Consider the following 14,782-nt stretch of genomic DNA (forward strand, 5'->3'; position numbering starts at 1 on the left):
TGGCGAAGGGAAAACGGCCTCGGCGGGCGGGGCGGGGAGCCCTCTCCCCCACCCCGCCCGGCCCTCACGCGGGGCGGGGCGGCGGGTCGTCGAGCCGGTCGAGCGGGCTCTGCACGCGCAGCCCCGTGTGGCCGACGACGTGGAGGTAGACCTGGGTCGTGGCCAGCTTGGCGTGCCCGAGGAGGTGCTGCACGGTGCGGACGTCGACGCCGTCCTCGAGGAGGTGGGTCGCGAACGAGTGCCGGAGGGTGTGGCAGGAGGCCCGCTTCGGGATGCCCGCGGCCCGGACCGCCGTGCGAACCGCCTTCTGGACCGACGACGGCGCCCGGTGGTGGCGGTGGATCCGCCCAGTCCGCGGGTCGGCGGAGAGCCGGGCGGCGGGAAACAGGAACTGCCACTCGGGCCGGCGGCCGGCGCCCCGGTACTTCCGCTCCAGGGCGTGGGGCAGGACGGCCTCCCCGCCCCCGTCGGCGAGGTCGGCCTGGTGGAGCCGGCGCGCGCGGTCGGCCTGGGCCGCGAGCGGGGCCACGAGCGACCGCGGGAGGATCGCGACCCGGTCCTTCGCCCCCTTCCCCTCCCGCACGGTGATCTGGTGACGGTCGAGGTCGAGGTCCTGGAGGCGAAGCCGGAGGGCGCCGGAGAGGCGGAGGCCGGAGCCGTAGAGGAGCGAGGCGACCGTGCGGTCCACCCCGCTCATCCGGCCGAGGACGTCGAGGACCTCCTGCCTCGTGAGCACGACGGGGAGCTTCGGGGGCTTCCGCACGCGGACCAGCCCGCCCATCGTGCCCAGAGGTCGGCCGAGGACGGCGTCGTAGAGGAAGAGGAGCGCGGAGAGCGCGAGCGTCTGGGTGCTGGCGGCGACGTCCCGCTCGACGGCGAGATGGTTGAGGAACGCCTGCACCTCGGGCTCGGCCATCTGGGCGGGGTGGCGGAGGTCGTGGAACCGGGCGTAGCGCTTGATCCAGTAGACGTAGGTCTGCTCCGTGCGGAGGCTCATCTGCCGCGACCGGAGAGCGGCGCGGGTGGCGTCGAGGAGCTCGGACATAGCGGGGCGCGCGGGCGGGGCGGGTGGCTCTCCCGGTAGACTCGCGGCGTGAAGCCCCGTAACCTTCCCGTTAGACGGAACGCATTCGCGCGGGCGGGGCGGGGCGGCCTATACTGCGGCGTCCGTTCCGCAATCCGGGCGTCCCGCGGGGCTTCAGGCGGCGGGGCTCCACTGAAGTTCTGGTTATATGCCTCCGGCCCTGCTCAAATAAACCTTCTCGATAATGGCTACCAAAGACGAAGACGCTGCCGCGAACGGGCAGGAGAAGACAAAGAAGCGCCGGTCTGTTTCCAGATCGTTCCCAGCGGCGACTTTCGAGGACGCCCTACTTGTACCCAGGGCCATCCAGAAGTACGCTGCGGGCCAACAGGTCAGGCGGCTTACCCTCTTCGATCATCTAGGCAAAGCGCCGTCCAGCGGCCATAGCCGTCAACTCGTGACAAATGCGAGTCGGTACGGGCTAATCGAAGGCAACTATAACTCGGAGCACCTAAAGCTGACCCCAGACGGAGCAAAGGTTACTGGCCCAGGAACGCCTCCGCGCGAGAAACGACGACTTGAATTCAAGCTCGCGATCTCGGAGATCAAACCGTTCCGGGAATTGTACGAGAAGCTTCAAAATAACCGTTTGCCGTCCAAGAAGGTTCTCACGGATTACTTGTTGGACAACGGATACTCAGAGACGGAGGTCTCAGAGTGCGTGGACACCTTCATCGTCAACGCGAAGCAGGTCGGGGTTCTCAAAACTCTTTCCGGGGCCGAGACCGTTGTCCCAATCGAGCACGCGCTGGAAGAAACGCCAGCAGCGCCGAAGGACCAGATTTCCGGCGACGGGTTCAGCGACGCCAAGGATTCCCCGCCTCCACTCTCAGGGCCTTCTCTACTCAGTCCACCACGCTCGGGAGACAGTTCAGAGTCGTGGGACACAACCTGTTTCTACATCACACCCATAGGCGAGGACGGGTCTGAGCACCGTCAGCACTCGGACCTATTCCTGCGTCATATCGTCGAGCCTGCTCTTGAGGAGTTTGGCCTAAGGGTAGTTCGTGCGGATCATATTGGAAAGCCAGGTATGATTACAGGGCAAGTCATCGAGCACATCGTGAAGTCGAGGCTTGTCGTAGCCGACCTGTCATATCACAACCCAAACGTGTTCTACGAGTTAGCCCTGCGTCACGCGACACGTAGACCTACGGTTCAGATCATACAGCGAAGCCATCCCGGGTTGACAGGGTAGCTTCGGCCATGCCCGCCCCGCTCTCCGTCGACCTCCGTCGCCGCGTCCTCGACGCCGCCCGCTCGGCCACTGCCCCCGTCGTCGCCGCCCGCTTCGGCGTCTCCGTCTCGACCGTCCACCGGCTCCGCCACCTCGACCGCATTCAGGGGTCCGTCGAGCCTCGGCCCCACGGCGGTGGCCATACCCCGCTCGTGACCGACGACGACCGCCCGCTCTTCGACGGGTACCTCGCCGAGAACCCTTCGATGCCGCACGCGACCATCGCCCGCCGGTTCGAGGCCGACACCGGACGCGCCATCAGCCGCCAGACCGTCCAGCGGATGCTGGGTCTGTGGCGGGTCACCCGAAAAAAAAGTCCATGATCGCCTCCCAGCGCTTCCGCCCGGATGTGGTCGCCAAGCGCGAGGCGTTCTTGGCGGAGGTCGCGGCGATCCCAGCCGAGCGGTTGGTTTTCGTCGACGAGTCGGGGATTCAGATCGGCGCGCGGTCGGCGTACGGGTTCGCGCCCATCGGCACGCGGTGCGTCGAGGTCGCCCCTTTCCGGGTCGGCAAGCGGGTCAACCTCATCGGGTGGATGGCCGCGACGTGCGGGTCGGTGCGGGCACACGAGGGGTCCGTCAAGGCCCCCCACTTCGAGGCGTTCGTGGCCGAGAGCCTGGTGCCGTGCTTGGAGGAGGGCGACGTAGTGATCTGGGACAACGCCCGGATCCACAGCCCGGCTGCAATCGCACTCGTTGAGGCCGTCGGTGCCCGCGTGCTCCCGCAGCCGCCGTACAGCCCGGATCTCAACGCGATCGAGCCGATGTGGTCGAAGGTGAAGGCGATCGTCAAGCAGAAGCTGGCCGACGCCCGGGACGCGCTGCTCGACGCGCTCGACGAAGCCGTTTCCGCGGTCACACCATCGGACGCCTCCGGGTGGATCGCGCACTGCGGCTACGCCTTCCTACCCGACTGAGCTACGCTGTAAGAAGCGCGGACCGCATACCATTCGACATCGATCAGTATAGAACGATCAAGATCGACACGACGAATATTTTCACGCTCGTCCCCCAGCTAGACGTCTACCGATCTGAAATATCAAATCAAGTCTGGCGCTCAATGGAAGACGAAGAGTCCACCGACAATCCCATCGCGACCTTCTATCCTAGCTTGCGCGTGACATTTCAAAAGTAAAACGGCATATAACCCGCCGCTGGTATTAGCTGGAAGTCAAGGGGTCGACGGCGATTCCGGTCGATTTGGGCGGAATGGGCTTGCGAGGAGGGGCGGGGCGGCGGACGAGACACGACGTCCTTAGCCCGCCGCGGAGGTGCGGCGGACGAACGTCTGAGCGCGTCACCCCGGTCGGTCGCGAGCTATGCTGGCTGGGATCGGTCGTCTCCGGTGCCGAAGCACGGAGCGACGAGGAACATCCCCTATTGGCTCTGCGAAGCGGGGGGTGCCGCCGAGGGACGAGCTGGCCCCGCAGGTGCGGGGGCGCCCGATGGTGCACGGCGAAGCTCTCTGAGGACGGGGTCCACGAGGCTTGACGGGCGGTTGTCGGTCCTCTCGGCGGCAGGGGGTGCGGGGCGGGGGGGCGCCCCAGCGGTCGGTAGAAGCGGAGGGCGGGGTGGCTAGGCGGCGAGGGCGTACTCGCTCTGGCAGACGTGGACCCGGGCCGGGTCGAACGGCTCACGGCTCCGGTGGGCGCCCCACACGACGGTGAGCAGCTTCCGCATCGCGGCCACGCGCGCCTTCTGCTCCACCATCCGCTCCCGGCGCTCGGCGTAGCGGGCGCCGAGGAGCCGGTCGCCACGGAGGACGGGGAAGACCGCCTGCCCCAGCACCTTGCGGAGCATCGGCCGCCCCTTCTTCGACAGCCGCGTCTGGCCTTTGTACTGGCCGCTCTCGCGTTCCCGGAGGTTCATCCCGGCGTACCGGAGGAGCTGGCGCTTGGTCGCGAAGTCCGAGAGCGGCCCGGTCTGCCCGACGATCCGGGCCAGGTTGAACAGCGTGATCCCGGAGACGGCCTCGTCGATGGGCGGCAACTGGTCGCGCGCTTTGAGCTCGGCCCCCAGCGCCTCGATGCGCTCCTTCAGCGCCTCCGCTTGACCCTCGTGGACCTCGAGCTCGGCCACGAGCGCGGCCAGCCGGCCCGAGAGCACAGCGGCCACGGCCGGGGGCGGGGCGGACCGGACCGAGGCCTCGGCGGCGGTCACGAGCCGCTCGCCGGTCGCGGTCTTGACCCCAGGCACCCGGCGCCGGAGCGTGGCCAAGAGCCGCGTCCGGCCGAGCTGGGCCAGCCGGTGCGGGCACAGGAGCCGCCCGTGGAGGAGCGCCCGGCCGGTCTTCGAGAACGTGAACTGAGCCGAGCGGTCGTAGTCCGGGAAGAGGTCGCGCAGCGTCGCCTGCAGCCGCGTGCGGATGGCCGACGTGACCCGGACCTCGTCGTCGTGGAACGCGGTCAGGTGGCGGAGCACGACGTAGGGCTCGGGCAGGTCGCGGTGGCGCTGCGTCCGGCCCATCGCGGCGGCGAGGTGGATGACGCGGGCGTCCTTCCGGTCGGTCTTGCCCGTGTCGAGCGACTCGGCCTTCGTGAGCTGGCCGACCTGCTCGGCGCTGATCAGCGCCGTCTGGTGCCCGGCGCGGCGGGCGACGGCGAGGAGCGCCCGCTCGTAGCCGCCCGAGGCCTCGCAGAGCACGCGGACGCCGCGGAGCCCGTGCTCGGCCGCGAGCGTGGCCGCCTCGGCGAGCGCTCGCTCGACGGCTTCGGTCCGGTTGGGAATGACGTCCTCGGCGACGACCTCGTGGTGCCCGGACTCGAACCGGCTGAAGAGGTGGAGCGTGTCGCGGGAGACGTCGGCGGCGAGCAGGAGGACGGGGCGGGCCTTGTCAGGAGCGGGGATAGAACGGATCTTCATGGCGGGCCTCGGCGGCAGACGGAAGGGTTGTGACGATCCGGAAGGTCTGTCTGCCGGGGTCTCCTCGTCTGGCGCTAATGGTATGGTGTAGGCCGACACGGAGCGGCCGGCGCGCGTGCTCTGGGCGGGGCGGTGCCGTATGCTGTCGCCGTTCCTAACCGCTGTGCCCTCTGACGTGCCCCCCACTCCCATGACTACCGTCACCACCGCCCAGGCCACGGCCGTTCTCGACGCGGCCCAGGAGAAGGCCGAGGCTATGGGCATCAAGCAGAACATCGCGGTCGTCGACGCCGGGGCTAACCTACTTGCCTTCCGCCGCATGGATGGCGCGTGGCTCGGATCCGTCGACATCGCGATCACCAAGGCTAAGACCGCCCGCTATTTCGACATGCCAACGGGTGAACTGGGGGAGATGTCGCAGCCCGGCGGCTCGCTCTACTCGATCGAGCACTCGAACGGTGGGCTCGTCTCGTTCCCCGGCGGAATCCCCCTGGAGGACGGCGACGGACAGATCATCGGCGCCGTCGGCGTCTCCGGGAGCACGGTCGGCAACGACCACGCCGTCGCGCAGGCCGGTGCGGAGGCTCTCTCCTAATCGTAGGCGGTGGCGCCACGCAGAGGTCGGGTATGACAGCGGATGTTGTTGCGAGATCTCATCGTTTGGCGTGGTCTAGACTGTGTAGCTACCGTTCATTCAGGCTCGTCCCGATCACAGGAGTGTAGAGCAGCCGCCGAGGCGGGGTAAGCTTGGAAGCCGCCCCTACCGTAGTTCCCCGAGCAGCACCCCTGTAGTGGCAGTCCCTCTTACTCTCTGCGATCTCACCCAGTCGTACGCCGCCACCGGCGGGGGCATCCGCACCTACGTCCACGCCAAGCGCGCGTGGCTCGACGCCAACACCGATGTCGGCCACGTCCTCATCGTGCCTGGACCCGAGGACGCCGTCGAGCATGAGGGCCGTCATGTAACCCATTTCGTCCAGTCGCCGCCGGTACCTGGATCGTCGGCGTACCGGCTCCTCCTCCGCAACGGCCGTGTCCGCGAGCTCCTAGGGGCCGAGCGCCCTGACGCCGTCGAGTGCCTGTGCGCGTATAACCTCCCGTGGGCCGCCCTCCGCCATCAGCGCGAGGTGGACCCGTCCTGCGCCGTCGTCGGGGGCTATCGGACCGATTTCCCCTCGGCCTACGTCGAGCCGCTCGTCGGCGGTGTCCTTGGAGAGTGGGCGGGGCGGCACGCGGCGGCGCTCGGGTACCGCTACGTGGCCAGACTCTACGCCCGGTTCGACGCCGTCTACACGCTCTCGCCGACGCCCCGGGAGAAGCTGGCGGAGCTCGGGGTCGACAGCGAGCTCCTCCCGCTCGGGGTCGACCTTGAGCGGTTCCACCCGCGCTGGCGTGACCCCCAGTTGAGGGCCGCGCTCGGTGTCGGAGCCGGCTCCCCGCTCCTCGTTTACGCCGGCCGGCTCGACGCCGAGAAACGCCCGCTCGAGGTGCTGGATGCCTTCCGCCAGCTCCCCCCTGCGCTCGGTGCCCACCTCGCCCTGGCCGGGGACGGCCCGCAACGGGCGGAGATCGAGGCCGCCACCGCCCGGGATCCCCGCGTCCATGTGCTCGGATTTGTCGCCGACCGCGACCGCTATGCCCGGATCCTCGCCTCGGCCGACGTCTACGTCTCGGCCATGCCGCACGAGACGTTCGGGATCTCGGTCGTCGAGGCCCAAGCGTCGGGGCTCCCCGTCGTCGGGGTCCGCTCGGGGGCCATGCCCGACCGCGTCCCGCCGGGGCTGGGCCACCTCTCCCCCGCCGGGGACCCGGCCGCGCTCGCGGCGGGCGTCGAGGCCGTGCTCGCCGATGGATCCGGAATCCGCCGCCGCGCCCGGGCCTACGTCGCGGCTCGCTTCTCGTGGGACGAGACGTTCCAGCGGCTCCTGGCCCTCTACGACAGGGTCCTGACCGACCGACGGGTGGGCGCGCCGGCCGACGCGCCCCAGGCGAGCCGGTGAGGGGCACGTCCCCCGCGGACCGTTTCGGGACGATCGCCCGCGCCGCCGCCGTCCTCGTCCCGCTGGGCGTGGTTGGCAACGTCGCGCTCACGCTGCTGACGACCGAACGGGCGGTGCTCGACGCCGTAGCCGGGCTCCCGCTCGCCCCGCTCGCGCTTGCGGGTGCCCTCGCCGTCGTTCCGTGGACGGCCAACGCGCTCCGGCTCCAGCTCTGGACCTCGTTCGTTGGCTACCCGCTCCGGTTCCGGACCGCGCTCCGGGTCGTTCTCGGGGGGCTCCTCGGGTCCGCCGTCACGCCGACCGGGTCGGGCGGGGCGACGCTGAAGTGGGCGCTCCTGGCTCGGCACGGTGTGCCGGCCGGCCGAGTCGGGTCGCTCCTCGTCGTCGAGACCGTCGAGAACGCGGCGTTCATGGCCGTCGCCGTCCCGGCCGCCGTCGTTGTGACGGCGGCGGCCGATGTGCCCGTCTTGCGGGACACGCTCAGCCGCGCGGGCGCGGGCCTCGCCCCGCTCCTCGCCGTCGCCGTCGCCGCCTTGGTGGCCCTTGGGCTCGCCGCGTGGGGCGCGGCGCGCGGGGCGCTCGGGCGCACCCCGCGCCGCCTCGCTGCCCGGTGGCGGGGCCGACTCCGGCGGCCGTTCGTAGACGCCCAACTCGTGGCCCGTCTCGTGGCCCGTCGGGGGAAAGGGCGCCTCGCCCTCGGGGTTGCCCTCGCGGCTGCTCAGTGGACGGCCAAATACTCGGTCGCGGCGGCCGTGCTCGCCTTTCTCGGCGTCCCGGTCGACCCTGTTCTCTCGTGGCTCCTCCAGTGGACCGCGTTCACGGCCATGAACGCGGTCCCCACGCCGGGTGCGGCCGGGGGCGCGGAGGCTGTCTTTGCCGCTCTCTACAGCCCGTTCGTACCGATCTCGGTGCTCGGGCTCGCGACGGCGGCGTGGCGGCTGACCCTGTTCTACGCCCCGCTCGTGGTCGCCGCGGTTGCGTTTCTCGGCCTGAGCCGCGGCGCCCGCCCCCGAGGCCCAGGCGCCCTCTCCACCACAGCGGGGCGGTTGGACGTCCCGAGCCCGAATCCCGCGGTCGGACCCACACCCCCAGCGGCCAGACCGGATGGCCCCCGCCCGATTGAGTAGACCTCCGGCGGTCCACCGAGAGCCGCTGAAGGAACTCGGCGGACCAAGAATCCAACGACCGGCGGAGCTGTTGGTCGGCTACGAGCTGGGGGCCACGGAGGCTCCTCTCGGTCGGCGGCGCGTAGCTTTGCTGGTCCCCCCGCTTCCACCTCCGATGCCTGAGCCAACTGAGACCCCACCTGAGAGGCCCGAGCATGTTGACCCGGCTCCGCGGTGGCCGGAGCACCCCCGGTTGCGGATGGCCCTGGACTTCTTGGTGCTGCGCCACCTCAGGGTGGCCCGCGCCCGGGTCATGCGTCGGATCCACAACGTGAGCGCGCGTGACCGCAGCCCGGTCCGCACCACTTACGGCGTACGGATGGTGCCGGAGTGGTCCGACAAGACGTTCGCCTACTGTTACTACGGGACCTACGGCCCCTACCTCGCTGACCTGATCGAGGCAATCGACCGGCCCTTCGTTTTTCTCGATGTCGGGGCGAACCAGGGTTTGTTCTCGCTCCTCGCCGCGCGCAACCCACATTGCCGCCGGGCGGTCGCGTTGGAGCCTGTCGCAGCCACCTACCAGGCGCTGTGCGCCAACATCGCGGCCAACCGCCTGGAAGACCGAGTGGTGGCAGTTCAGTGCGCGCTCTCCGACCGGACCGGGTCGGGCACCATGACCGTGTCCGCGTCGCACAGTGGGGTCGCGACGCTTGGGGGTCACCTCGCGGACGCGTCCGGGGAACGGTCCGAGCCCGTCCGGCTCACTCGCCTGGACGACCTTGACCCTTCTCTCTTCTCCGGCCTTCCCATCTTCGCGAAGGTGGACGTGGAGGGCCACGAGACCGTCGCCCTGCACGAGCTAACGGGCTCGGCTCAGGCCGACCGGCTCATGGCCGTCTTCTTCGAGCTAGACGAGCGATGGACCGATGCAGAGGCCGTCTTAGACCGGCTGCGAGGGGCCGGACTCGATGAGTTTCACACGTACGGGCGCGGGAGGCACTACGACGTCTTGGCCTCGCGTAGGACGCCGGCCGCGACCGCCGGCCGCAGCGCGTAGAGCCCCCAGTCCCGAGGGTAGCGTAGCGAGTCTCGTGGGTTCAGCCACCCCAACCGACGATCACCCCCTACGACTTCCTGGAAACGTACGACGAACGAGTCTACGGCCTCTCTGGAAGACCGGGAGACCCTCAGTTGTCTACCGGGTGGTCTGTGGAACGCCGGCAGGCCGTTCTACACGTGTTCCACAAACTCGCGTTGGGCAGTGCAGTCTTGTGCCGACAAGCACGAGGCAAAACGCCCCGAACGGACTGTCCGGGGCGTTTTCATGGAGCCAACGGTCAGATTTGAACTGACGACCTGCTCATTACGAGTGAGCTGCTCTACCCCTGAGCTACGTTGGCGTGCCGCCTCGCGACGGACCCAAAACCTACGCACCCGGCCCAAGCGCGCCAACCCGCCCCCAGCCGAAATCCCGGTGAACCGCCCCGCCCGGGGCAGAGGATAGCGGGAATGCCCGCCCCGCCCTCACGGATGTGGGCGGGGTGGTGCCCAGTCCACCCCGCCCCCGCTCGGCACCACGCGGGGCGCCAGCGTCGTGGGCGGGGTGGAGGCCGCGAGGAGGACCGAGCGGGGCGGCCGAGCGATCTTGCCGCCCCGCCCGTTGCCGCCCCGCCGCCCGCCCGATGGCCCTCCTCACGTTCGACCGCGTCCTCAAGGACTACGGCACCAAGCCGCTCCTCGACGACGTCTCGTTCGTCGTCGAGGCCGACGAGAAGGTGGGCGTGATCGGCGCCAACGGGTCGGGCAAGACGACGCTGCTGCGGCTGGCCGCCGGCGTCGAACGGCCCGACGGCGGGCGCGTGCTCCAGGCGAGCGGCGCGCGCGTCGGGTTCCTCCCGCAGCGGCCCGACTTCGACGACGGCCAGACCGTGCTCGACGCCGTGTTCGCCGGCGAGGGGCCGTCGATGCAGCTGTTGCGCGACTACGAGGCGGCCGTCCACGCCCTCGAACAACACCCGGACGACGCCGAGCGCGTGACGGAGATGACGCGCCTCGCCGCCCGCCTCGACGCCGTGGGCGGGTGGGACCTGGAGGCCCAGGCGCGGGCCGTCCTCGACCGCCTCGACATCACCGACACCGACGCGCTCGTGGGCACGCTGAGCGGCGGCCAGCGCAAGCGCGTGGCCCTCGCGCGCGTGCTCGTCGAGCGGCCCGACCTCCTCATCCTGGACGAGCCGACCAACCACCTCGACGCCGAGACCGTCGGCTGGCTCGAAGGCTTCCTCTCGGCGTGGACCGGCGCGCTCCTCCTCGTCACGCACGACCGCTACTTCCTCGACCGCGTCACGAACCGGATGCTGGAAGTCGGGGGCGGGGCGGTCACGCGCTACGTCGGAAGCTACTCGGACTACCTGGAGCAGAAGGCGGCGCAAGAAGTGGTTGAGGCCGCCGAGGAAGCGAAGCGCGCCAACCTCGCCAAGCGCGAGCTGGCCTGGCTGCGGCGCGGGGCCAAGGCGCGGACCTCGAAGTCGAAGTCGCGCATCGACCGCGCCCACGCGCTCCTCGACGCGGCGCCGGACGCGCCCGACGCCGAGATCGAGATCGCCTCGGCGTCGACGCGGCTGGGCAAAAAAGTCGTCGAGCTCCACGGCGTGACGAAAGGGTTCGACGGGCGGACGCTCATCCGCGACTTCACCTACCTCGTCCCCCGCGGCGACCGGATCGGGATCATCGGGGCCAACGGCTCGGGCAAGACCACGCTCCTGGAGATGATCGCCGGCCGCCTCGCGCCGGACGCCGGGACCGTCGAGATCGGGCCGACCGTCTCGATCGGCTACTACGACCAGGAAAGCCGCGCGCTCGACGACGACCAGCGCATCCTCGACTACATCGAGGACGTGGCCGAGAACGTGGTCACGGCCGACGGGAGCGTGATCACGGCGAGCCAGATGCTGGAGCGGTTCCTGTTCCCCCCGAAGCAGCAGCGGACGCCCATCGGGCTCCTCTCCGGCGGCGAGCGGCGGCGGCTCTACCTGCTCCGCGTGCTCATGGGGGCGCCCAACGTGCTCCTGCTCGACGAGCCCACGAACGACCTCGACATCCCGACGCTCGTGGCCCTCGAGGACTACCTCGACACGTTCGCCGGCGCGCTCATCACGGTCTCGCACGACCGCTACTTCCTCGACCGGACGGCCGCTCACCTGTTCCGCATCGGCGAGGGCGGGGCGGTCCGCGAGATCCCCGGCGGCTACAGCGCGTGGCTGGAGATCCAGGCCCGCGAGGCGGCCGAGGCCGAGCGCGCGGCGAAGTCCCGCCCCGCCCCCGCGGCGTCGGCCCCCGCCCCGCCCGCGCAAAACGGGACGGGCGGGGCGGCGGGCGGACCGCAGGCGGGCGGGGCGGCCAAGCTGTCGTACAAGGAAAAGCGGGAGCTGGAGACGGTCGAGGCGCGCATCGCCGACGCCGAGGCGCGGCAGCCGGAGCTGGAGGCGGCGCTCGCCGAGCGCGCGACGGACGCCGAGGCGGTCGTGTCGCTCTCCGCCGAGCTCGCAGCGCTCGTCACCCAGCTGGAGGCCGACGTCGATCGCTGGGCCGAGCTCGCCGAACGGGCGGAGTAAGGCGGAAGGCGGAAGGCGGAAGGCGGAAGGCGGAAGGCGGAAGGCGGAAGGGTGCCCGCCCCTATCCGAGCGTCAAAACCGGCCGCCCCGCCCCACGCAGCGCCCTTTCGTGCAACGGCGGGGCGGCCACGGGCGGGGCACCGCCTCCCTGACCGCCCCGCACGCCGCACGCAGACCCGCGGGCGGGGCGGAACAAAGCGCGCACCACCCCGCCCGTGCGCCCCCCGTACCCCGTACCCCGTACCCCGTACCCCGTACCCCGTACCCCGTACCGGGCGGGGCGGCAGCGTTCGGGCACCCGCCTGCCCGTTCCCCGTTCCCCGTTCCTCGTCCCCCCTTCTCCCCCTTGATCCAGCTCCACGGCGTCGCCAAGCGGTACGGCCCGACGGTCGCCCTCCACCCGACCAGTCTCGCCGTCGGGCGGGGCGACGTGCTCGCGCTGCTGGGCACGAGCGGGAGCGGCAAGTCGACGCTGCTCCGCGCCGTGCTCCGCCTCGTCGTGCCGGACGCGGGGACGGTCGCGGTCGACGGCGTCGAGGTCACGGACGCGACGGCGCTGGAGGTCCGACGGCGGGCGGGCTACGTGATCCAGGGCGGCGGTCTGTTCCCGCACCTCACGGCGCGCGGCAACGCCGGCCTCCTGCCCCGGCACCTCGGCTGGAGCGACGCGCGCCTCGACACGCGCCTCGCCGAGCTGGCCGAGCTCGCGCGGCTCGCGCCCGACACGCTCGGCCGCTTCCCCGCCGAGCTCTCGGGCGGCCAGCGCCAACGCGTGGCCCTGCTCCGGGCGCTCGTCCTGAGCCCCGACGTGCTGCTGCTCGACGAGCCGCTCGGCGCGCTCGACCCGGTCACGCGCGACGGCCTCCAGCGCGACCTGGCCGGGATCGTCGCCGACCTCGGCACGACCGTCCTCCTGGTCACCCACGACCTCCGCGAAGCGGCCGTGCTCGCCGACCGCGTGGCCGTCATGGACGGCGGCCGGATCGTCCAGCGCGGGCGGCTGGAGGAGATCGCCGACGCCCCGGCGACGCCGTTCGTCCAGGCGTTCGTCGAGGCCCAACGCTACGCGCTCCCATGACGACCGCCCCGCCCCTACAACAACGTGCAGGGAGGTACAGGGTACTCGGTACGGGGTCCGCGCGCGCCGAGGTCAAATCGGGCCGTACCTCGTACTCGGTACCCCGTACCAACCCGAAGGGTGCTCTAGCACCCGCCGCCCCGCCCTCGCCGACCGGGCCGGGCGGGGTGGCCGCTGCTCCCCCCCGTTCCGCCGTCGGCCACCTCCTGCGCCTCCTCCCCGCCCTCGTCCTCCTCGCGCTCGCCGGGCGGGGCGGGGCGGCGCAGACCGCCGGGGCGCAGACCGCCCCGCCCCCGGAGCGCGCGGGCGGGGTGGCGGCCGAGGTCGTCGTGGGGTCGAAGGTGTTTACCGAGAGCGTCGTGCTGGGCGAGATCGCCACGGACCTCGCCCGCGACGCCGGCGCCGACGCCACGCACCGGCGCGAGATCGGCGGGACGCGCGTGGTCTGGGGGGCGCTCCTCCGCGGCGACGTCGACGCCTATCCCGAGTACACGGGCACGCTCGCCCAGGAGATCTTCGCGGACGAGGACGTGTCGACGCCCGAGGCGCTGCGGGCGGCGCTCGCGCGCGAGGGCGTCCGCGCGACGCCGCCCCTCGGGTTCAACAACACGTACGCGGTCGGGATGACCGAGTCGCGGGCCGAGGCGCTGGGTGTCGAGACGCTCTCGGACCTGCGCGCCCACCCCGCCCTCCGGTTCGGGTTCTCGAACGAGTTCCTGGACCGCGAGGACGGCTGGCCCGGCCTGCGGCGCGCCTACGGGCTGCCCCAGGCCGACGTGCGCGGGCTCGACCACGACCTCGCCTACCGCGCCCTCGCCGCCGGCGACCTCGACGCCGTCGACCTGTACTCGACCGACGCCGAGGTCCCGTACTACGGGCTCCGCGTGCTGGAGGACGACCGCGGCTTTTTCCCCCGCTACGACGCCGTCCTCCTCTACCGCGCCGACCTCGCCGAGCGCGCGCCGGCCGTCGTCGCCGCCTGGGGCCGGCTTGCCGGGGCGCTCACGGCCGACTCGGTGGCGGCCCTCAACGCCCGCGTCAAGATCGACGGCGAGACCGAGGCGGCCGTCGCGGCGGCGTTCGTGCGCGCCCGGTTCGGCGTCGACGCCCAGGTCGAGACGGTCGGCCGGGCGGGGCGGGTCTGGCAGCGGACGAAGGAGCACCTCGCACTCGTGGGCCTGTCGCTCGCGGCGGCGATCGTCGTGGCCATCCCGCTCGGGATCGCGGCGGCCAAGGTGCCGTGGCTGGAGGCGCCCGTGCTCGGCGTGGTCAGCGTGGCGTACACGATCCCGTCGCTGGCGCTGCTCGTGTTCATGCTGCCCGTGCTGGGGATCGGCGCGCCGCCGGCGCTCGCGGCGCTGTTCCTGTACAGCCTGCTCCCCATCGTCCGCAACACGCACGCCGGGCTCGTCGGCATCGCGCCGGAGCTGCGCGAGAGCGCGGCGGCGCTCGGCCTCCCCGCCCGCGTGCGCCTGCGGCGCGTCGAGCTGCCGCTCGCGGCGCCGTCGGTCTTGGCCGGCGTGCAGACGAGCGCCGTCATCAACGTGGGCACGGCCACGCTCGGCGCGCTCGTCGGCGCCGGCGGCTACGGCCAGCCCATCCTGACCGGCATCCGCCTCGACGACGTCGGGCTGATCCTGGAGGGGGCCGTGCCCGCGGCGGTCCTGGCGCTCGCGGTCCAGGGCCTGTTCAGCCTGGCGGGTCGGGTGGCCATCCCGCGCGGGCTGCGGCTGTAGCGGGCGGCCGCCCCGCCCGTGGCGAGGGCGGGGCGGGGTGGCGAGGGCGCCCTCTGGGGACGC

At 71.5% G+C, this 14,782-nt stretch carries 12 protein-coding genes and 1 tRNA gene; 10 read left to right on the top strand and 3 right to left on the bottom strand.

The genetic code is table 11. The annotated features are described in order from the left end of the window. Nucleotides 1-64: 64 nt before the first annotated feature. Nucleotides 65-1,045 (bottom strand): integron integrase, encoded by a 981-nt coding sequence (locus RQM47_RS14210; RefSeq protein ID WP_314009357.1) that lies wholly within the window; start codon nucleotides 1,043-1,045, stop codon nucleotides 65-67. Nucleotides 1,046-1,268: 223 nt separating this feature from the next. Between RQM47_RS14210 and RQM47_RS14215 the strand changes: the two genes are divergently transcribed. The 3 genes from RQM47_RS14215 to RQM47_RS14225 are packed head-to-tail and all read left to right on the top strand — an operon-like array spanning nucleotide 1,269 to nucleotide 3,237. Then, a complete protein-coding gene (locus RQM47_RS14215; protein WP_314009358.1) occupies nucleotides 1,269-2,282 on the top strand; it encodes a hypothetical protein in 1,014 nt (337 codons plus the stop codon). An 8-nt stretch (nucleotides 2,283-2,290) separates the two neighbouring features. Beyond that, nucleotides 2,291-2,644, top strand: coding sequence for a helix-turn-helix domain-containing protein (locus RQM47_RS14220; RefSeq protein ID WP_311666090.1), 354 nt, complete (start codon nucleotides 2,291-2,293; stop codon nucleotides 2,642-2,644). Beyond that, a complete protein-coding gene (locus RQM47_RS14225; RefSeq protein ID WP_311666088.1) occupies nucleotides 2,641-3,237 on the top strand; it encodes a transposase in 597 nt (198 codons plus the stop codon). The genes RQM47_RS14220 and RQM47_RS14225 overlap by 4 nt, the downstream gene beginning before the upstream one ends. 658 nt (nucleotides 3,238-3,895) lie before the next feature. Here the strand turns inward: RQM47_RS14225 and RQM47_RS14230 are convergent. Continuing rightward, nucleotides 3,896-5,182 carry a transposase gene (locus RQM47_RS14230; protein WP_314007313.1) on the bottom strand — a complete coding sequence of 429 codons (1,287 nt, stop codon included), beginning with the start codon at nucleotides 5,180-5,182 and terminating at the stop codon, nucleotides 3,896-3,898. Nucleotides 5,183-5,372: 190 nt separating this feature from the next. Between RQM47_RS14230 and RQM47_RS14235 the strand changes: the two genes are divergently transcribed. The 4 genes from RQM47_RS14235 (at nucleotide 5,373) to RQM47_RS14250 (ending at nucleotide 9,348) form a co-directional block, all read left to right on the top strand. Next, entirely contained in the window at nucleotides 5,373-5,777 is a 405-nt protein-coding gene (locus RQM47_RS14235) for a heme-binding protein (protein WP_311665941.1), read from the top strand. Nucleotides 5,778-5,973: 196 nt separating this feature from the next. Continuing rightward, nucleotides 5,974-7,182 carry a glycosyltransferase gene (locus tag RQM47_RS14240; RefSeq protein ID WP_311665943.1) on the top strand — a complete coding sequence of 403 codons (1,209 nt, stop codon included), beginning with the start codon at nucleotides 5,974-5,976 and terminating at the stop codon, nucleotides 7,180-7,182. Continuing rightward, nucleotides 7,179-8,309, top strand: a complete 1,131-nt coding sequence (locus RQM47_RS14245; RefSeq protein WP_311665945.1) for a lysylphosphatidylglycerol synthase transmembrane domain-containing protein — start codon at nucleotides 7,179-7,181, stop codon at nucleotides 8,307-8,309. The genes RQM47_RS14240 and RQM47_RS14245 overlap by 4 nt, the downstream gene beginning before the upstream one ends. 238 nt (nucleotides 8,310-8,547) lie before the next feature. After that, nucleotides 8,548-9,348 (top strand): FkbM family methyltransferase, encoded by an 801-nt coding sequence (locus tag RQM47_RS14250; RefSeq protein ID WP_311665947.1) that lies wholly within the window; start codon nucleotides 8,548-8,550, stop codon nucleotides 9,346-9,348. A 268-nt stretch (nucleotides 9,349-9,616) separates the two neighbouring features. Here the strand turns inward: RQM47_RS14250 and RQM47_RS14255 are convergent. Beyond that, a tRNA-Thr gene (locus RQM47_RS14255) sits at nucleotides 9,617-9,691 on the bottom strand. Between the two features lie 282 nt (nucleotides 9,692-9,973). Between RQM47_RS14255 and RQM47_RS14260 the strand changes: the two genes are divergently transcribed. The 3 genes from RQM47_RS14260 (at nucleotide 9,974) to RQM47_RS14270 (ending at nucleotide 14,719) form a co-directional block, all read left to right on the top strand. Beyond that, a complete protein-coding gene (locus RQM47_RS14260; protein WP_314009359.1) occupies nucleotides 9,974-11,905 on the top strand; it encodes an ABC-F family ATP-binding cassette domain-containing protein in 1,932 nt (643 codons plus the stop codon). Between the two features lie 346 nt (nucleotides 11,906-12,251). After that, nucleotides 12,252-12,983 (top strand): ATP-binding cassette domain-containing protein, encoded by a 732-nt coding sequence (locus RQM47_RS14265; RefSeq protein ID WP_314009360.1) that lies wholly within the window; start codon nucleotides 12,252-12,254, stop codon nucleotides 12,981-12,983. 167 nt (nucleotides 12,984-13,150) lie between these two features. Further along, nucleotides 13,151-14,719, top strand: coding sequence for a glycine betaine ABC transporter substrate-binding protein (locus RQM47_RS14270; RefSeq protein ID WP_314009361.1), 1,569 nt, complete (start codon nucleotides 13,151-13,153; stop codon nucleotides 14,717-14,719). Nucleotides 14,720-14,782: the final 63 nt, after the last annotated feature.

The organism is Rubrivirga sp. S365, from assembly GCF_032248475.1.
Lineage (GTDB): Bacteria > Bacteroidota > Rhodothermia > Rhodothermales > Rubricoccaceae > Rubrivirga > Rubrivirga litoralis.

Coding starts and splice junctions, on each gene's coding strand:
- RQM47_RS14210 (WP_314009357.1), bottom strand. CDS start 1,045: ATGTCCGAGCTCCTCGACGCCACCCGCGCCGCTCTCCGGTCGCGGCAG.
- RQM47_RS14230 (WP_314007313.1), bottom strand. CDS start 5,182: ATGAAGATCCGTTCTATCCCCGCTCCTGACAAGGCCCGCCCCGTCCTC.
- RQM47_RS14235 (WP_311665941.1), top strand. CDS start 5,373: ATGACTACCGTCACCACCGCCCAGGCCACGGCCGTTCTCGACGCGGCC.
- RQM47_RS14225 (WP_311666088.1), top strand. CDS start 2,641: ATGATCGCCTCCCAGCGCTTCCGCCCGGATGTGGTCGCCAAGCGCGAG.
- RQM47_RS14215 (WP_314009358.1), top strand. CDS start 1,269: ATGGCTACCAAAGACGAAGACGCTGCCGCGAACGGGCAGGAGAAGACA.
- RQM47_RS14260 (WP_314009359.1), top strand. CDS start 9,974: ATGGCCCTCCTCACGTTCGACCGCGTCCTCAAGGACTACGGCACCAAG.
- RQM47_RS14250 (WP_311665947.1), top strand. CDS start 8,548: ATGGCCCTGGACTTCTTGGTGCTGCGCCACCTCAGGGTGGCCCGCGCC.
- RQM47_RS14220 (WP_311666090.1), top strand. CDS start 2,291: ATGCCCGCCCCGCTCTCCGTCGACCTCCGTCGCCGCGTCCTCGACGCC.